Here is a 17,288-nt window from a genome sequence, read left to right as displayed (position 1 = left end):
CGTTGCGCCGCATCCGAGGAACCGCGCGGCGTAATTCGATTGCGCCCCCTGCCCGCCTGCTGCATCGTGCGACGAGCAATCCGTAAGCCCCTCCCCGCAAGGAGACCTCACATGCGCCGACTCTCCGAGTTCCCTCCGAAGGCCGTTCCCACCTCTTCAGAGAACCGGATTGTCAGTGCACACGGAAACGCACACCTCGACGGGCGCACGCACCCACGCGCACCCCGCCCCCTTCACGACCTCGGCTGACTCCCTCAACCTGGGCATCCTCGCCCATGTGGACGCGGGCAAGACGAGCCTCACCGAACGGCTCCTGCACCATGCCGGTGTCGTCGACGAGATCGGCAGCGTCGACGCGGGAAGCACCCACACCGACAGCCTCGCGCTGGAACGCCGACGCGGGATCACCATCAAGTCCGCCGTCGTGTCGTTCGCGCTCGACGGCCGTACGGTCAACCTCATCGACACCCCCGGACACCCCGACTTCATCGCCGAGGTGGAGCGGGTCCTCGGCGTGCTCGACGGCGCCGTGCTGGTGGTGTCGGCCGTCGAGGGCGTCCAGGCGCAGACCCGTGTCCTGATGCGCACCCTGCGGCGCCTGCGCATCCCCACCCTGATCTTCGTCAACAAGATCGACCGCAGAGGAGCCGGCGACACCGACCTGCTCCGCTCCCTCGGCGACAGGCTCACCCCCGCCCTCGTACCCATGGGAACGGTGCGCGACGCCGGCCTGCCCGCCGCCTCGTTCCATCCGTACCCCTACCCGGACGGGGACGCGGACTTCGCCGACCGCCTCGGCCAGTGCCTCGCGGAGCAGGACGACACCGTGCTGGCGGCGTACCTGGACGCCCTGCCGCACCCCCTGCCGTCCGCCCGGCTGCACCAGGAACTCCTGCGCCAGACCCAACAGGCCCTGATCCACCCGGTGTTCTTCGGCTCGGCCATCACGGGCGCCGGGATCGACGCCCTCGCCCGGGGCGTCAGGGAACTGCTGCCGCGCGCCGGGGGCGACCCGGACGGGCCGGTGTCGGGCACGGTCTTCAAGGTCGACCGGGGCGCGTCCGGGGAACGGACCGCGTACGTCCGGCTGTTCGACGGAACGGTGCGCGTGCGCGACCACGTGACCCTCCATCAGGGGCGGGGGAAGGCCCGCGGGGGCAGGGTGACCGGGGTCCGGGTGTTCACGGACGGCACGGCCGCCCGCACCGGGGCGGTCGCGGCCGGGCGGATCGGCCAGCTGCTCGGCCTCACCGAGGTACGCGTGGGAGACACCGTCGGCCGGCCAGGACCGCGTACGACGGCAGGCGGCCACTTCGCCCCGCCCACCCTGGAAACCGTCGTCGGGCCGGTCCGCCCGGGCGACCGCTCGGCGCTGCACACCGCACTCGTCCAACTCGCCGAGCAGGACCCGCTGATCGGGCTGCGGCACGACGAGATCCGGCGCGAGATCTCCGTCTCGCTGTACGGAGAGGTGCAGAAGGAGGTCATCGGGACGACGCTCGCCGAGGAGTACGCAATCCCCGTCTCGTTCTCCGCCACGACCACCATCCACCAGGAGAGCGTCGACGGCTCCGGACAGGCACACGAAACGATGGGGGAGGACGGGAACCCCTTCTTCGCGACCGTCGGCCTGCGCGTGGAGCCGGGTCCGGAGGGGAGTGGTGTGGACTACCGGCTCGGCGTCGAACTCGGCTCCATGCCCTATGCGTTCATGCGCGCGGTGGAGGACACCGTCCGGCAGACCCTCCGGCAGGGCCTGTACGGCTGGGAGGTGAGCGACTGCGCCGTCACCCTGACGCACTCCGGATACAACTCCATCATGAGCACCGCCGGAGACTTCCGCCGCCTCACCCCGCTGGTGCTGATGACCGCCCTGCGCAGGGCCGGGACGACGGTGCGGGAGCCGATGCACGACTTCCGGCTCGAAGTCCCCGCCGGAGCGCTCGGACAGGTCCTGCCGCTCCTGTCCCGACTGCGTGCGGTACCGGCTCCACCGCAGGCCGAGCGGTACGGCTACCAGCTGACCGGCGAGATTCCGGCAGCCTCCGTCCACGCGCTGGAACGCCGTCTCCCCGGCCTCACCGGGGGAGAGGGGCTGTGGGAATCGTCCTTCGCCCGGCACCGGCCGGTGCCGGGTGCACAGCGGCCCCCGGCCCGGCCGCGCACCGACCACAACCCGCTGCACCGCAGGGAGTATCTGCTGCACGTCGTGCGCAGGGTGTGAGGTCCGGCCGTGTCGAGTACCGGCGTGCACACCCACGGTGCGCCTGTTGCAGGACGGTGACAAAGCGCGGGGAACGCACCCGAGTGGTCAATCATCTTTTCCGGTGAGATCACACCATGGGCGCCTTTGCCGCCTTTGGTGCACAGCCTGTAGTTCTGCGTTGAAAGGCCTGGAATCATGATCGTCACCAAGCGCCACTCCCTGCGCATCGCCGCTGTCGCCGCCCTCGGCGCGGCCTCCGTCGCCCTCGCGGGTACCGCGACGGCGGCCACCCCGGCCGTGCACACCCCCTCCGCCGCGGTCGCGCACAAGACGGCCGCCGTCAAGGCGACCATCACCGCCAAGCCGTCCGTGTCCTCGGTCGGCGCCTGGAAGCTGTTCCGCGTCACCGGCAAGACCACCGGTCTCAAGCCCGGCAGCAAGGTGACGCTCCAGCAGAAGCAGCACGGCACGTGGGTCTCGCTGCCCGCGAGCGTCTCCACCGCGCGCGACGGCTCCTACTCGCTCGGCGTCAAGCTCGGCCTGAAGGGCAAGAACGAGCTGCGTACGGTCAGCGGCAACGTTGTCTCCGCGGTCTTCCAGGTGACCGTGCGCTGATCGGCGTCCACCGGGCCGGGCCACCCTCGCACGCTGCGGGACGGCCCGGCCCGGCTCCGTGCGGCGGGCGCGCACGGGTCGCCGTGTGCTCCCGCGGCTAGCCGAAGACGAGCCCGACGTCCTTGTCGACGCAGAACCGCAGGACCGTGACGAGCTCACCGACGTCGTCGATGCGCCGCCGGAGAACGGGGTCGCCGCTGTCAGGTCGGCGTTGGCCGAGAATTGCCACCAGCCGGGGCAACATGGCCGCGCATTGAGCGGGCGTGAGGTCGGGGCCATCGTCGTCCTGATGGTCGAGCAGGGGCTCCAGCGTGGTGGAGACGCTGCCCCACGGGCGGTCTCCGTCGAACCCCTCCATCTCGGCGAGCGTGAATCCCTCGGCCTGGGCGAGCCAGTTCCTGAACATGCTGAAACCGGTGTAGGACCAGGAGATGTCCGGACTCGCCACGTCGTCGCCGCCCGGGAAGAGCATCAGTCCCACCTTGTCCCCCTTGCTTGCCGGGTACCCATGATCAGTCGTGGGGAGGGCCGTAGGCAACTGGAATGATCACCGGATGGCTGGTGCCGTCCCGCCGTTGTACCCACCGTCCCGGGCGGTCTGCACACCCCGCCCGGACCGTTACACGGCGAACGAGGGCCACGGCCACCGGTGTACCCGGTACGGCAGCCACCAGGCCAGGTTGCCGGCCCGTCCGGCGAGGCTCTCGCCGACCAGGTCGTCGAGCACCTGGGCCGGTACGGCCTCGGCCGGGCAGCCTGCGGACAGCTGCTCCACGGCCCGGAGGTAGGCGGGGTCGTGGAGGGTGAAGCGGAGCAGCGAGCCGCCGCTGCGCCGGTCGCGCACCTGGATGAAGCCGGGGCCTTTGCGGTAGATGCACTTGCAGAGGTAGAACGTCTCCTTCCACTGCTGCCGGATGTCGTCAGCGTCCGGCGCGCCCAGGACGGCGCTCGGCGGGTACAGGTGGTTGAGCGAGCGCCAGATCTCCGGTTCCGCGCCGAGCGAGATCTCCCAGTCGACCACCAGGCCCCAGCTCGTCAGCTCGGCGACGAGCAGCATGGTGGTGACGATGGAACGGGCGCCGGTGGAGCCGGACATGTCGGCGGGCCGGTCGAGCGCGACCCGCCGGGCCCCGCTCCGGTAGAGCTCGGCCGCGAGTTCCGCAGGCCCCGGGCCCGTGGGATCCGCCGCGATCCGGGTGGAGGAGTCCATCCAGGGCAGTTGCAGTACCTCCTCGTCGTGGTCGCGCCAGGTGGTCAGGGAGAGGGGAGTGGTGGTCGTGGGCATGAACGGTGCTCCTTGGGTCCGCTGCGGGCGTCCGGGTCAGGCGGCCGGTACGGGTGCCGCGCCGGTGGTCCCGGCCGGGACCACCTCGTGTGCCTCGGCCGCCGCGGCTGCTCCGTCGGGCTCCTCCCCGTCGGACGTGCCCTTGCGCCGGGTGTCGAAGATGCGCTCGAAGCGCAGCAGCTCCTGGTTGGTGGCGAAGGGGGCGATGTGCACCCACTGCCCGTCGTCGGTGAAGACGACGCCGAGCCGCAGCCACTCCTCCAGGAGCGCGTCCACCTTGGCCTTTGTGGCGTCGCCGCCGAGCTTGCGCACCAGGCCCGGTACGGCGTGCGGCTGGTCGAGCAGCCGGAACGCAGCAACCTCGAACGGGTCGTGCAGGGTCAGCGTGGTCCAGTCGAAGTCCTTGCGGCGGCTGATCAGCACGATGCGGTCGTCGAGGTCGATCATGCTGAGCCGGCACTGCACGTGCTCCTGCTGCCAGCGTTCGCCGCCGGCCTTGAGCGCGTCGCTCGTCTCCTCGTCGATGCCGAGGTGCGGCGCGGTGAACAGATAGCCGAAGTCGAGCATCTCCGACTCGGGCAGGTCGTAGTTGCGCCGGTACTGCGCATCGGGCTTGAGCGGGTGGAAGCCCAGCGCGGGGTTGTTGAAGTTGGGGCTGAACCGCTCGGTGACGATCCTGGCCACGCCCTCCATCGGCGCCAGGTGGTGAAGGGCCGGGAACTGCTCGATGATCGGCAGGTAGTCCTCGGACCGCTCGCCCGGGAAACCGAAGAGGTAGTTCCAGGACACCGACAGGCCGACCGTCTCGGCGTCGCGCAGCATCCGGATGTTCAGACAGCCGGAGACGCCCTTGTCCATCAGCTTCAGGACCCGGCTGTTGAGGCTCTCGATGCCGGGCTGCACATTGACCAGGCCCGCCCGGTAGAGGGTTTCGAGCTGGTCGCGGCGGAGGTTCGACTTGATCTCGTACTGCAGCCGCATGTCGTAACCGGACTCGCGCAGCCTCGGCAGCACCGAGGACAGGTACCGCATGTCGAGGATGTTGTCGACGACGTACATGTCGAGCACCTGGTGCCGCTCGACCTGCCGGATCACCTCGGCGTAGAAGTCGTCGGGGCTCTTGCTGCGGAATTCCATGAACGAGCCGTTGAGGCCGCAGAACGTGCAGTGGTGCTTCTCGCCCCACCAGCAGCCGCGCGAGCCCTCGACCACCAGTTTCGGCTCGACCCAGTCGCGTGCAGTGGACGCTTCGAGGCGGGCGAAGTAGCCGTCGTAGTCCGGCGAGACGATCTCGGCGGGCCGCAGCGGGCGGGTGCTCATGGCGTTGACGACGATGCCGTCCGCACCGCGCCAGCAGAGCCCGGGTATCCCGGCGAGGACCGCAGGATCGGGTCGCCCCTTGTCGAGTTCGTGCAGCAGCGCGGGGAAGGAGTGCTCGCCCTCGCCGCGCACCACGGAGTCGACGAAGTCGAAGTTGCGGTGCAGCGCCGCCCCTTGGGGGCCGTCGCAGTTGGCTCCGCCGAAGACGGTGTGCGTCGCGGGGGCCGCGCGCTTGATGGCGCGGGCGGTGGCCAGTGCGGCGGTGTTCTGCTGGAAGGTGGAGGTGAAACCGACCACGTCGGGTGCGAGGGCGAGGATGCGGGAGGTCAGCTCGGCGATGAACTCCGGGGCCTCCCGGTGCAGTTCGATGCTGAGCTCGCGGTCCGCGTCCTCCAGCGGGATCTCCTCGGTCATCTCGGCGATCCGCCACTCAGGGTCGTCGTAGAGGGCCGAGGAGAACACCCAGTCGCCGAGACCGCTGAAGTAGCTGTCCAGGGCGAGCAGGTTGAACTGGGCGAGGCTGAACTCCCGGCGTTCGGTGAGCCAGTCGACGTAGTCGAGATTGCCGTGCACGACGGTGACCTGCGCGTCGGGAAGGGCGTTCGCGGCCGTACGGCGCAGGATGCCGGTCGCGAGGGACGGTACATCGATGAGGGACCAGGGCATGTTGACGATGACGATGTTCACGTGGGTTCCCGGCCTTTCGAGGCGTACGGGGCTTGCGCTGTTCGGGTTCTCCCGCGGGCGGAACGGCCGGGACGGCCGGCAGGCGGCCGTCCCGACGTCCCCCGTGGTCAGGCGCTGACGATGATGACGATGATCGGCCGGTTGGCCCGCGCCTGATTCTTCAGGTCGAGCGGGTCGTTGTGGACGATGGTCTTCCGCATGGTGTTCACCCCCTTCCCGTACGGGAACGGTCGGCCGCCGGACCCGTGCCGGGCACGGGCCGGCGGAGTCGGTGGGCGCTCACAGCGCCTCTGCCGCGACGTGTCCGCCGAGTGCGGCGCCGAGGAAGGTCACCACCTTGATCAGGGCGGTCGCCTGCGACTGGACGGCCCGGTCGGAGTGCCCGGTGTCCAGTTCGAGCAGCTCCGGCTCGGCGCCGTGCGCGCGGAGCGCGTCCGCGTAGGCCACGATCTGCTCGGGCGGGCACTTCACGTCGTTCCCGCCGGCGATGAGCAGGACCGGTGCGCGCACCCGGTCGGCGTAGGTCAGGGGCGACGATTCGGCGTAACGGTGCGGTACTTCGTCGGGCGTCCCGCCGAACAGCCGCGTGTCCAGGGACCGCAGCGCCGGGGTGCCCGCACGGAACGCGGCGACGCTGTCGGCGACCGGGTGGACCGCAGCCCCGGCCCGCCACAGCTCGGGCCGGGTGCCGAGGGCGAGCAGGGTGAGATAGCCGCCCCACGACCAGCCGGCCAGCGCGATCCGTTCCGGGTCCGCGAGGCCCGCCCGCACCAGGTCGGCGCGGACCGCCGCCAGGTCGGCGACCTGCGTCAGGCCCACCCCCTCGTCGAACGCGTTGCGCCAGGCGGGCCCGTAGCCCGTGGAACCGCGGTAGTTGACCCGTGCGACGGCGTACCCGGCGGCGGTCAGCAGGGTGACCGTCGGGTCGTACGCGTCACGGTCCTGCTCGAAGGGGCCGCCGTGCACCAGGAAGACGGTCGGCCACGGCCGCGACCGGTGGGCCGGGGCGGAGAACAGCGTGTGGACCGGGCCGCCGGGTCCCGGCGTCCACCGGTCGGTGACCTCCACCGGGGGGCCCGCCGCGACCGCCTGCTCTCCCGGCGGCCTGCGCCCAGATGTGGTGCGGAGCACCGGAGGCGTCGCGGTCTCCGTCCAGATGTAGTGGAGATCGGCGCCCGGTCCGCTGCGTTCCCGTACGCCGTCGACGATCGGCTGCATCCGGGCGTCGAGCACCGTTCCCGGCGGCGTCACCAGCGGGATCCGGGTCCGCCGCAACAGGTCCACGGTGGTCAGCGTGGAGCGGCCGTGCCGGTCCTGGCGCACCAGGACCCGGCCGTCGGGGCACCAGCTCGCCGAGATCTCGGTGTCGAACCTGCACCATCCGGCGAGGCGCAGACCGCCCACGAGCGACCAGGTCCCCAACTGGTAGCCGCCGTCCCGCTCCACCACCAGGAGCAGCCGGCCCGGCCCCGGGCCCGGGCCGAACCCCAGTGCCCACAGCGGGTGCCGGGTCCCCGCCAGCGTGGTGACGGGGCGGCCGACGCGGTCGAGCACCCGTACCGCGGCCGGATCCGTCGGCTCGCCGCAGACCGCGAGCAGGGTGCCGTCGGCGGACAGGTCGACCAGCTCGCCGTGGTCCACGCCGGACAGGAGCGTGCGAACCTCTCCCTCGGGCGACCGCAGGTGGAGCGAGAGGCCGTCCGGGCCGAGCAGGCCCACGGCGGCGGTGCCGTCGGCGGCCATGGCGAGCCCGCCGTGCGCACCCGGCGCCACCCCGGGCAGCGCGGGCGTGTCCGCGCCGCCCTCCCACGGCTGCAGCAGCCACCGGCCGTTGCCCGTCGGACCGTCCTCGAACCACCAGACGGTCCGGCCGTGCGGGTCCACGTCGGCGGTGTCGGTGCCGAGCCCGGGGCGGTCGGTGACCTGCCGGACCGTGCCCTGTGCCAGATCCCAGGCGAAGATCTCGCACCGGTCGTCCGCCTCGCCTGCGAAGCAGCCCCGGTCCGGGGCCAGTTCGGCGAGCGTGGGCAACAGGGCAGGCGCGACGCGCAACTGCATCTCCACCTCAGTCTCCTCGGGTCGGGGCGGTCGGTGCGGATTCGTCGGACACTTCGGCGGTCGGCCCCGCCCGGTCCAGGTGGCGGCGGCCGGTGTGGGCGTACAGAGCCAGAGCGGAGAGGCAGCCGGCGAGCACCCAGCCGACCGCCGCCGGTTCGAGGAGGCCCGTCAGCAGGCCCGCGGTCGCCGGCGCGGCGAGCTGCAGAGCATTGGCCGCGCCGCCCATGACGGCGCCGGCGCGGCCCTGGAGTCCGGGCGGGATGATCGCGATCGCACGGGTCTGGAACAGCACGCTGAGCACCGGACCGATGAACAGGGACGTCCCGAACAGGGCCCCGTACATCCACAGCGACCCCACCATTCCCAGCGGGGCGACCAGCGCCACCATCGCCCAGGAGCAGACCGCGACGAGCGTGCCCGGGGACACCCGGCGCAGCACCCACGGCGTCACCAGCGCGCCGACGAGACCGCAACCGCTGGCCAGGCTCAGCATCAGACCGACGGACGAGGCCGAGGCCCCGTCGAGGCGGGATGCGATGAGCACGAAGTAGTAGACGGCGGTGAACACCGCGTTCACCCCGGCCCCCCAGATCAGGGCGAACCGCAGGAACGGCTGGCGCCACAGGAAGCGCAGGCCCTCCACGGCCGACTCGCGGAACGACTCGACGGGCCCGGGCCGCGCGGGCGCCGACAGCTCGGTCCTGATCGCCCGTACGCACAGTGCCGCCCCGACGTAGGACAGCGCGTTGGCGGCGAACGGTACCCACCGGCCGAGCTGGTAGAGCACTCCGCCGACGAGCGGGCCGAGCAGTGCGGCACCCTGGTCCCTGGCCTGCAGCGCCGCGATGGCCCGGCCCGGGTCCTCCGGCGGCAGGATCGCGCGGATCGCCCCGCGCGCGGCGGCGGTGTACGTCGTCGCCGCCCCGCTCTCCAGGACGGTCACGGCGAACAGCAGGGGCAGCGTCACCGAATCGGCGATCACAGCGGCGGTGAGCGCGCCGAACGCGACGAACGACACGGCGGCCGAGACCAGCATGATCCGCCGCCGCGACCTGCGGTCGGCGAACACCCCTGCAACGGGGCCGAGCACGGTCTCCACGGCGACCGCGACCGTGCCGAGCAGACCCGCCACCGCGGGACTCCCGCCGACCGTCAACACCAGGAGCACCAGAACGAGTTCGGCCGCGTGCGAGCCCAGCCGGTCCGTGGCGCCCGCCAGCCAGTACAGCCGGAAGTCGCGCCGCCGGACGGCTGCCGCATCCGCTTTCGGCTTGCTCAACGGAGCCCCCGTCCTCGGCGCGGTCGCCGCACGTCCCGTGCGGTGACGGCCCGGCCGGACGGCGTCCGCGCCCTGGTGGTGACCCGGCGTACGCCTTCCGGCTCGTGCCGCGCACCACTGTGTCCGGGACCGCGAGGGGAAACCTTGGAGAATCCTTGAATCGGCTGTGAGGAGCCTGTACGACGGGAGGGCGGTGTCCGCGGGCCCCGGGGGGAGCGGTCAGGATGACGGTGGAGTTCGGTCTGCTGGGCAGCATCGAGGCACGCATCGACGGAAGGCCCGCCCCGCTGGGCCACGCCCGCCAGCGAGGTGTCCTCGCCGCGCTCCTCGTGGACGTCAACCAGCCTGTGACCATTGACCAGTTGGCCACGAGGGTGTGGGGGGACCGACTGCCCCGCCAGGCCCGCGCCACCCTGCACGGATACGTCTCGCGGCTCCGCAGGGCCCTGGCCTGTACCAGCGAGGCGGGCATCGGCCGCGGTTGCGGCGGCTACGTCCTCACCGCGGCCGACACGGCCACCGTGGACCTGCACCTCTTCCGCGGGCTGCTCGCCTCGGCCCGCGCCGCCGAGGACGACCGGCGTGCCGTCGCTCTGCACGAACAGGCCCTGCGACTGTGGCGCGCGGAGGCCTTCGCCGCCCTCGACACCCCGTGGATCAACGCGCTGCGCGACACCCTGGAGCAGGAGCGATTCGCCGCCCAACTCGACCTGGACGAAATCAAGTTGAGGCTCGGACACCACGCGGCGCTGTTGCCCCAGCTGGCGGCCAGAGCGGCCGCCCATCCGCTGGACGAACGGCTCGCCGGGCAGGTGATGATCGCCCTGCACCGCTGCGGCCGAGCGGCCGACGCACTGGACCACTACCGGCGCATGCGGTGCCGATTGCGCGCGGAGCTGGGCATCGAACCGGCTCCGGCCCTCCGCGAGATCCAGGCCGCTATCCTCCGCCAGGACGCCCCGCCCCGACCCCCGGCCGCCGTCAGACTGCACACGCCACCGGCTCAACTCCCGCTGTCGGTGGCGGCATTCACCGGACGCGACGTCGAAATCGCCCGGCTCGACCATCTGTTGTGCGGCAGCGTACGGGCCGCCCCGGCCCCGACCTCGGTCGTCATCTCGGCGGTGGAGGGCACCGCCGGAGTCGGCAAGACCGCACTCGCCGTGCACTGGGCCCACCGGGTCCGCGCCGCCTTCCCCGACGGACAGCTCTACGTCAACCTGCGCGGCTTCGCCCCGGAGGTCGCGGCGGTCAGCCCGGAGGAGGCGGTGCGCGGGTTCGTCAGCGCGCTCGGGGTGCCGCCCGGCCACATACCGGCAGGACTGGAGGCGCAGACCGGTCTCTTCCGCAGCCTGATGGCGGACCGCCGCGTCCTGATCCTCCTCGACAACGCCCGCGACGCCGACCAGGTGCGCCCCCTGCTGCCCGGCGCCCCCGGCTGCCTCACCCTCGTGACCAGCCGCAACAGACTCACCGGTCTCGCCGTGGCCGAGGGCGCCCAACTCCTCGCAGTCGACCTGCTCACCCCGGGCCAGGCCCAGGACCTGCTCACGGGCCGCCTCGGCGTGTGCCGGGTCGAGGCCGAACCCGCCGCCGTGGACGAGATCGTCGCCCGCTGTGCCGGTCTGCCGCTGGCTCTCGCCGTGGTGGCCGCCCGTGCCGCCGCCCAGCCCAGTTTCCCGCTCGCCCTGCTCGCGGAGGAGCTGCGCCGGGACGGCAGCCGCCTCGACGCCCTTGACGGCGGCGACCCCGCCTCCCAGGTGCGCGCGGTGTTCTCGTGGTCGTACCGCATGCTCAGTCCCGATGCCGCCCGGATGTTCCGGCTGCTCGGCCTGCACCCCGGACCCGACGTGGCCGCGCCCGCCGCCGCGGCCGTCGCCCATGTCACGGAGGAGCACGCCAGGGCCCTGCTCGCCGAGCTGACCCGGGCCCACCTGCTCACCGAACACGTCCCCGGCAGGCACGCCTTCCACGACCTGCTGCGCGCCTACGCCATCGAACTGGCCGGTGCCCACGACCGGGACCGGCGCGAGGCCATCCACCGGATGCTCGACCACTACCTGCACACCGCCTGCACCGCCGACGCCCTGCTCACACCGCGGCTCAACCGGATCATGCTGCCGTCGGCCCAGTCGGGCTCCGCACCCCAGGAGCTCGCCGACCACCGGGAGTCCCTCGCCTGGTTCACCGCCGAACACCGGGTGCTGGTCGCCGCCGTGGAGCAGGCGCGCGGCGCCGGTTTCGAGCCGCGCGCCTGGCAGCTCGCCTCGACGCTCACCACGTTCCTGGACCGGCAGGGGTACTGGCAGACGCTCGCCGCGGTCCAGACCACCGCCCTCGAAGCCGCCGGGTGCCGGGGCGACGCGGCGGGACAGGCCGACGCGCACCGCGGCCTCGGCCTCGCCCACGACCGCCTGGACCGCCCCGAGGACGCCCGCGCCCACTACCTGCTCGCCCTCGACCTGTTCAGCGGGCTCGGCAACCGCACCGGACAGGCCCGTACCCACCAGCACCTGGCCCGGATGTCCGAGTCCCAGGGCCGCCGCCGGCAGGCCCTCGAACACGCCCACCACAGCCTGGAGCACTACCGGGCCGTCGGGGACCCGGCCGGGCAGTCCGCCGCCCTCAACCACATCGGCTGGATACTCGCCCAGCTCGGCGACCACCATCAGGCCCTGGACCACTGCCGCCGCGCCCTCGCCCTGGCCCAGCGGGTCGGCGACCTCAACGGGCAGGCCCACATCTGGGACAGCCTCGGCTACATCCGCCGAAGGCTCGGCCAGTACGACCAGGCGGTCGGCCACCACCGGCAGGCCCTCGCCCTGTTCCACCAGACCGGCGACCGCCACGGCGAGGCCGCCGGACTGGCCTGCCTCGGCGAGACGCACCGCGCCACCACGCATGCCGACGCCGCCCACGAGGCCTGGGTGCGGGCGCTGGAGATCACCCACGAGCTGGGCCTGCCCGACGCCGACCCGCTGCGCACCCGGATCCTCCACCTCCTGGGCCGACCGGGGGGTCCCGATCAGGGGCGGCCGTTGTTCAGCCCGCACAACTCCCAGGTCCCGTCGTCGAAGTAGGGCGGGAGGACCGGGCCAAGGTCCCCTTGCCCGGCGGGCCGCCGATGACCGGCACGTGCACATGCGCGGGTGGCCGGGAAGGCGACCGCGTGCACGGGGAGCAGGCCGCCCACGACGCGGACGCCGTCGTTCTGCGGACTGCGTGGTGCCCCGTACGCACCGGCCAAGATCGGTCGCAGGTCCCGCCCATAGGGTCGGAGGCATGACGACGCCTCTTGCCACCAGCGCATTCGACTCGCTCCGCCTCGACGCTGTGCCCGACCAGGAGACGCTGCGCCGGGTCTACGATCTCCCCGGCGACGCGGCCGTGCGCAAGCAGATGACCGAACTCACCGAACAGACCCAACGGTTGATCGGCTGCTCGTCGCTGGTCCTGGTCGCCAGCATGGACGCCGAGGGCAACTGTGACGTCTCCCCGCGCGGCGGCCCCGCCGGGTTCGTCGCCGTGCTGGACGCACGGACGGTGGCGATACCGGACGCGACCGGCAACAAGCGTCTGGACACCCTGCAGAACGTCATAGCCACCGGACGGGCCGGGCTGCTGTTCATCGTCCCGGGGCGCACCACGACGCTCAGGGTGAACGGCCGGGCCTGCGTCTCCACCCGCCCGGATCTGCTGTCGCAGCTGACCGCCGTGGGCAAGCCGCCGGCCAGTGCGCTGGTGCTGGGCATCGAGGAGGTCTACCCGCACTGCCCCAAGTCGCTGCTGCGCAGCGGGGCCTGGAAGCCGGAGCAGTGGCTGTCGGCGGACGCCCAGCCCGCCTCGGCCGAGGTGACGCTGGCCCAGCTGCGGATGCCGGAGCTGACGATCGCCGACATCGAGCAGGCGGAAGCGGACTCGCTGAAGTACCGGTACGAGTAACGGTCTCGGCGGGTCCCAGGAGCGCGGCGGGCCCCAGGAGCGCGGCGGGCCGCGCGGTGCCGACAGCGTCCGCACCGGCCGCTCGCTCGGTCCCGAACCCCCGGTTCAGCTGCGGCGAACAGCCCCTGCGCCATGCCCGCCACCCAGTGCACGGGCTGCTTCCACGTCGACGGGTCGTCCGGGTCGCAGCCCGTCTCCCGCCACAGCAGCCGCGCGCAGTCCGCGGCCACGCGCGGCGCGACAGCGCCCTCCCACTTCACGAAGCCGTCGCGGAGGAAACGGGATACCAAGGTCGTGTCGTCCATGCCCCATCGTGCGGCGACACCGGCCCCGATCACCCGACATTCCGCGCACCGCCTCTGTCGGGTGATCACCGGACCGGGTGCGACGCCGAGCCGGGCCGCGCCGCCCTCGGCCCGACGGACGGCGGGGATCGCTAGGAGTTGCTCCACCCGGCTGTGCTGGAGAACGAGTCAAGCAGGTCCACCACGAAAACCAGGGTCGAGCCCGCCGGGATCGACGGCGCGGGCGACTGATTGCCGTAGCCGAGACGCGGGGGAACGATGATCTCGCGGCGTCCGCCGACCTTCATCCCCCTCACCCCCCGGTCCCAGCCCTTGATGACCCTGCCGCTGCCCAGGGCGAACTTGAACGGCTCGCCCCGGTCCCAGGAGGCATCGAACTCCTTCCCGGACTCGAAGGTCACCCCGACGTAGTGGACCCTGACCACCATGCCCGGCTTCACCTCGGCCCCGTCCCCGACGACCAGGTCCCGGACGGTCAGCTCGGTAGGAGCGGCACCCTCCGGAACGTCGACCTCGGGCTTCGTCAGTTCGCTCATTGCAGCCTCATCACTCTCCGTCGGAAACCCCCGCACGGACCAGCCGGACACATGGACACCCCATGCGGCAGATGGCCACGCTACCGAAAACGCCGATCCCCGGAGCACACCGGACCGTCTGAACCGCCAGGGTCCCGCGCGGGCGGCCCGGCTATATTCCATGCGTGGACGACGATCACGGGCAACTCCTCGCGGGCCGCTACCGGTTGAGCCGACTGCTCGGCCAAGGTGGCATGGGCGCCGTCTGGCAGGCCCACGATGAGCGGTTGGGGCGGGACGTCGCGGTCAAGGAGTTGCGGCTGCCCGAGCATCTGGGCGAGGCCGAGCGGCAGAACTGGATCGCCCGGCTCGACCGCGAGGCCCGCGCCGCCGCACGGCTGAAGCATCCGGGGATCATCACCGTCCACGACCGGATATCCGGCCCCGACGGACGGCCCTGGATCGTCATGGAGCTGGTGGACGGCGGGTCCCTGGCCGACCTCATCGAGACACAGGGTGCGCTCACGCCCCAGCGGGCCGCCGACGTCGGGCGGCAGGTGGCGGCCGCGCTCGGTGCCGCGCACCGGATGGGCATCACTCACCGGGACATCAAGCCCGCCAACATCCTCCTCGAAGAGGACCGGGTCGTCCTGACCGACTTCGGCATCGCCGCCCTTGAGGGGGACGCCACCCTCACCGCCACCGGCATGATCATGGGCACGCCCGCGTACATGGCGCCCGAGCAGGTACGGGGCCTGCCCGCGACGGCCGAGTCCGACCTCTGGTCCCTGGGCGCGACGCTGTTCGCCGCCGTGGAGGGCCGCCCGCCGTTCGCGGGGACGGCCCCGAGCGCGGTCCTGGTCGCCGTCGCGACGGAGCCGCCGCTTGCGGCCGTGCGGGCGGGGGCGCTCGGCCCCGTACTCGACGGACTGCTGCACAAGGATCCGGCCGCGCGCCTGACCATGGATCAGCTGCAGGCCCAGCTGAACGGAGCCGTCGGCGCAGCACCAACTCCCGCCGTGGCAAGCCCCGTTGCGTTCCGGACCCCCACGATGCCGGCGCGGAGCCCCGCCGTGCGGCAGCCGACGGCACGGCCCGCCGCCGGGCCGCGGCCCGCACCGCGCCGACGTTTCTCACCGTGGGCCAAGCTGGGAGCGACGCTACTGGTGATCGCGCTGGTGACAAGTGCCGGGTACCTCCTTGACCAGCGGGGCGACGACAGCACGTACGAGGCCAACCGGAGTGTGGCCGACGCCCTGACCGTCCCCACGGGCTTCTCCCGGCCGACCACGACCCGCACCCGTGAGAACTGGGCGGAGGTGACGTACACGTGGCCCGACCCGTGCGCCGATCACTGCGCCAACCAGGTCCCCCTGGTCAAGGAGTGGATGAGGCGGCAGGCGGGTGTGGCCCGGGTCGACACCCTCGGGGCCGAACTCGGCGGCTGCCTCGACGACGAGCACGGCTGCCCGATCCTGATCGAGCGGGCGCCGTCGTACAAGGACCCGACACTTCAGGGCGCCGCACTCCAGACGGAGGGCGACCGGCTCTCCTTCCGGGTCGACGTGGGCCGATAGCCGCCGGCCGCTCGCCCTCCTGACGGATGGTGTCCCGCAGATCGAGGGAGCGCCACGTAGCCTCCGGGCCCCGTGCGGCCGACCCTTCAACCGGACTGTCCCAGGACGAGTGGCACGGTGATGGTGAGGTGTTCGTCGGTGGTGGGCAGGGCGGTGGTGAGAGCGTTCATACGAGTGGCGAGGTGGCCGATCACCCGACTGGTCAGTTCCTCGTCCCACTCGGCTGTGCCTTCCGGCGGCAGGCACATCTCTGCCTCGGCAGGTGGGTTGTCACCGAGATAGCGCGCGGTGTCCATGTTGACGACCCAACAGGCCAGTGCGATCTTCACCTGCCCGGGTGCCGCCCACTGCGCCCGTACGTCGGCGCACATGCTGAAGTCGTCCCCGCCGAAGGCGACCGTCGTGGAGAACGGCCTGCCACGGGGGTATTGCCGTACCAGCTTGAGTACAGCTGGTTCCACCACAGCTCGCGCCATAGGTTCCGTGAACACCGTCTGCCCCCCTGTCGAGACTGGCCCTCAGTATCCCGGACGGGGCCTGCGACGGACAGATCGGAGGAACCGCCGGTCAGCCCAGGATCCCCACCTGGTAGAAGAATTCGTACCGTGTGGGGTCGTCCGGCAGGAACCAGTGGAAGCCCTCTTCCAGGAAGACGGCCACCAGGTTGACGGCGATCACCACACCGACGAACCAGAGAACGATCCGGCCGATCGGCCTGTGGAGGCCCGTCGCCGGGACGGCAGGGGCCGCGGTGAGGTGGGCGAAGGCCAGTACGATGCCGATCGCCACCACCGAGGCGATGAAGAGGATCCACGCCCAGACGTACATGTGCAGGCCGAGCACCGGGGCCCCGTACCCCTCGTCGCCCGGCAGGATGTGCAGCATGGTCTGCCGCCAGGCTGTGAAGCCGCCGCCGACGCAGGCGACCAGGGCAAGTCCCCAGCCCGTCATGTAGTCGCGTCCTGTGACGGTGCCGGTCATGCCCTTGCGCACGATGGTTCCGGCCCCGAGCGCGGCCAGCAGCATGAACATCCGCTGGACCATGCACAGCGGGCAGGGGTGCTCCCAGCTGATGAACTGGACCCCGAGCCCGGCGCAGACGATCCCCGTCCAGCCGGCGGCGAAGAAGCAGGCGAACCAGTACTGGACCTTGCCGAGGAGGGCGGAGTTCCCGGTGTCGCTGAGCGGTGCGGTGAGGGAGGCCATGTCAGTAGCTCAGCCCCAGCCCCAGGCTGCTGGTGATGTGGTGCGAGAGCAGCAGGATGACGGCGGCGAGCAGGATCCACCAGCAGATGAGCAGAAGGGTCCGGCCGCGCTGCTGGTGGAGCACCAGCCAGGTGGCGAGCATGCCGCCGAAGATGAGGGTGTCCATGGCGGCGGACGGTACGCAGCGAGTCGCCGACCGAGGCGTGAGCGCGCCGGGCGAAGGCCCGAAGTCCACGAGAAGGGACCAATGAACGGTGTCCGTGCTCACCCGGGCCGTGACGCCGCGCAACGGA

At 72.0% G+C, this 17,288-nt stretch carries 14 protein-coding genes and 1 pseudogene; 5 read left to right on the top strand and 10 right to left on the bottom strand.

The window, feature by feature from the left end:
- Window positions 1-259 precede the first annotated feature (259 nt).
- Together ACH4SP_RS28510 and ACH4SP_RS28505 are read left to right on the top strand one after the other, a co-directional pair.
- Window positions 260-2,224, top strand: a complete 1,965-nt coding sequence (locus ACH4SP_RS28510) for a GTP-binding protein (RefSeq protein WP_398419149.1) — start codon at window positions 260-262, stop codon at window positions 2,222-2,224.
- Between the two features lie 177 nt (window positions 2,225-2,401).
- Window positions 2,402-2,821, top strand: coding sequence for a hypothetical protein (locus ACH4SP_RS28505; protein ID WP_398418800.1), 420 nt, complete (start codon window positions 2,402-2,404; stop codon window positions 2,819-2,821).
- A gap of 97 nt (window positions 2,822-2,918) precedes the next feature.
- Here the strand turns inward: ACH4SP_RS28505 and ACH4SP_RS28500 are convergent, their stop codons facing one another.
- The 5 genes from ACH4SP_RS28500 to ACH4SP_RS28480 all read right to left on the bottom strand — a co-directional run bounded on the left by ACH4SP_RS28500 (window position 2,919) and on the right by ACH4SP_RS28480 (window position 9,450).
- Window positions 2,919-3,293 (bottom strand): hypothetical protein, encoded by a 375-nt coding sequence (locus ACH4SP_RS28500; RefSeq protein ID WP_398419147.1) that lies wholly within the window; start codon window positions 3,291-3,293, stop codon window positions 2,919-2,921.
- 147 nt (window positions 3,294-3,440) lie between these two features.
- A complete protein-coding gene (locus ACH4SP_RS28495; protein ID WP_398418798.1) occupies window positions 3,441-4,106 on the bottom strand; it encodes a DUF5825 family protein in 666 nt (221 codons plus the stop codon).
- A 36-nt stretch (window positions 4,107-4,142) separates the two neighbouring features.
- Window positions 4,143-6,113 carry a RiPP maturation radical SAM C-methyltransferase gene (locus ACH4SP_RS28490; protein ID WP_398418796.1) on the bottom strand — a complete coding sequence of 657 codons (1,971 nt, stop codon included), beginning with the start codon at window positions 6,111-6,113 and terminating at the stop codon, window positions 4,143-4,145.
- A gap of 279 nt (window positions 6,114-6,392) precedes the next feature.
- Window positions 6,393-8,171 (bottom strand): prolyl oligopeptidase family serine peptidase, encoded by a 1,779-nt coding sequence (locus ACH4SP_RS28485; protein WP_398419146.1) that lies wholly within the window; start codon window positions 8,169-8,171, stop codon window positions 6,393-6,395.
- A gap of 7 nt (window positions 8,172-8,178) precedes the next feature.
- Entirely contained in the window at window positions 8,179-9,450 is a 1,272-nt protein-coding gene (locus ACH4SP_RS28480) for an MFS transporter (RefSeq protein ID WP_398418795.1), read from the bottom strand.
- Between the two features lie 224 nt (window positions 9,451-9,674).
- Between ACH4SP_RS28480 and ACH4SP_RS28475 the strand changes: the two genes are divergently transcribed.
- Both ACH4SP_RS28475 and ACH4SP_RS28470 read left to right on the top strand, forming a co-directional pair.
- The gene (locus ACH4SP_RS28475) at window positions 9,675-12,530 is read left to right on the top strand and encodes a BTAD domain-containing putative transcriptional regulator (protein WP_398418793.1); all 2,856 of its coding nucleotides are present in this window, start codon (window positions 9,675-9,677) and stop codon (window positions 12,528-12,530) included.
- A gap of 202 nt (window positions 12,531-12,732) precedes the next feature.
- Window positions 12,733-13,392, top strand: coding sequence for an MSMEG_1061 family FMN-dependent PPOX-type flavoprotein (locus ACH4SP_RS28470; RefSeq protein WP_398418791.1), 660 nt, complete (start codon window positions 12,733-12,735; stop codon window positions 13,390-13,392).
- A 107-nt stretch (window positions 13,393-13,499) separates the two neighbouring features.
- Here ACH4SP_RS28470 and ACH4SP_RS28465 read toward each other — a convergent pair.
- Together ACH4SP_RS28465 and ACH4SP_RS28460 are read right to left on the bottom strand one after the other, a co-directional pair.
- A pseudogene (locus ACH4SP_RS28465) lies at window positions 13,500-13,697 on the bottom strand (phytanoyl-CoA dioxygenase); the annotation flags it as partial.
- 131 nt (window positions 13,698-13,828) lie between these two features.
- Window positions 13,829-14,233 (bottom strand): FKBP-type peptidyl-prolyl cis-trans isomerase, encoded by a 405-nt coding sequence (locus ACH4SP_RS28460; RefSeq protein ID WP_398418789.1) that lies wholly within the window; start codon window positions 14,231-14,233, stop codon window positions 13,829-13,831.
- A gap of 164 nt (window positions 14,234-14,397) precedes the next feature.
- Between ACH4SP_RS28460 and ACH4SP_RS28455 the strand changes: the two genes are divergently transcribed.
- Window positions 14,398-15,789, top strand: a complete 1,392-nt coding sequence (locus tag ACH4SP_RS28455; RefSeq protein ID WP_398418787.1) for a protein kinase — start codon at window positions 14,398-14,400, stop codon at window positions 15,787-15,789.
- An 86-nt stretch (window positions 15,790-15,875) separates the two neighbouring features.
- On the opposite strand, the gene ACH4SP_RS28450 is transcribed toward ACH4SP_RS28455, so the two are convergent.
- From ACH4SP_RS28450 to ACH4SP_RS28440, 3 genes are all read right to left on the bottom strand, one after another.
- Window positions 15,876-16,265: a hypothetical protein gene (locus ACH4SP_RS28450; protein WP_398418785.1), complete on the bottom strand. Its 390-nt coding sequence runs from the start codon at window positions 16,263-16,265 to the stop codon at window positions 15,876-15,878.
- A 91-nt stretch (window positions 16,266-16,356) separates the two neighbouring features.
- Window positions 16,357-16,995: a disulfide bond formation protein B gene (locus ACH4SP_RS28445; protein WP_398418783.1), complete on the bottom strand. Its 639-nt coding sequence runs from the start codon at window positions 16,993-16,995 to the stop codon at window positions 16,357-16,359.
- A gap of 1 nt (window position 16,996) precedes the next feature.
- A complete protein-coding gene (locus ACH4SP_RS28440; RefSeq protein WP_398418781.1) occupies window positions 16,997-17,161 on the bottom strand; it encodes a DUF5993 family protein in 165 nt (54 codons plus the stop codon).
- Window positions 17,162-17,288: the final 127 nt, after the last annotated feature.

The organism is Streptomyces sp. NPDC021093, assembly GCF_044333135.1.
Lineage (GTDB): Bacteria > Actinomycetota > Actinomycetes > Streptomycetales > Streptomycetaceae > Streptomyces.
This window is presented reverse-complemented; position numbering and strand designations above follow the sequence as displayed.

What these genes read in the sequence shown, in the direction of transcription:
- ACH4SP_RS28505 (WP_398418800.1), top strand. Translation starts at nt 2,402, where the DNA reads ATGATCGTCACCAAGCGCCACTCCCTGCGCATCGCCGCTGTCGCCGCC.
- ACH4SP_RS28500 (WP_398419147.1), bottom strand. Translation starts at nt 3,293, where the DNA reads ATGCTCTTCCCGGGCGGCGACGACGTGGCGAGTCCGGACATCTCCTGG.
- ACH4SP_RS28495 (WP_398418798.1), bottom strand. Translation starts at nt 4,106, where the DNA reads ATGCCCACGACCACCACTCCCCTCTCCCTGACCACCTGGCGCGACCAC.
- ACH4SP_RS28485 (WP_398419146.1), bottom strand. Translation starts at nt 8,171, where the DNA reads ATGCAGTTGCGCGTCGCGCCTGCCCTGTTGCCCACGCTCGCCGAACTG.
- ACH4SP_RS28475 (WP_398418793.1), top strand. Translation starts at nt 9,675, where the DNA reads ATGACGGTGGAGTTCGGTCTGCTGGGCAGCATCGAGGCACGCATCGAC.
- ACH4SP_RS28470 (WP_398418791.1), top strand. Translation starts at nt 12,733, where the DNA reads ATGACGACGCCTCTTGCCACCAGCGCATTCGACTCGCTCCGCCTCGAC.
- ACH4SP_RS28460 (WP_398418789.1), bottom strand. Translation starts at nt 14,233, where the DNA reads ATGAGCGAACTGACGAAGCCCGAGGTCGACGTTCCGGAGGGTGCCGCT.
- ACH4SP_RS28450 (WP_398418785.1), bottom strand. Translation starts at nt 16,265, where the DNA reads ATGGCGCGAGCTGTGGTGGAACCAGCTGTACTCAAGCTGGTACGGCAA.
- ACH4SP_RS28445 (WP_398418783.1), bottom strand. Translation starts at nt 16,995, where the DNA reads ATGGCCTCCCTCACCGCACCGCTCAGCGACACCGGGAACTCCGCCCTC.
- ACH4SP_RS28440 (WP_398418781.1), bottom strand. Translation starts at nt 17,161, where the DNA reads ATGGACACCCTCATCTTCGGCGGCATGCTCGCCACCTGGCTGGTGCTC.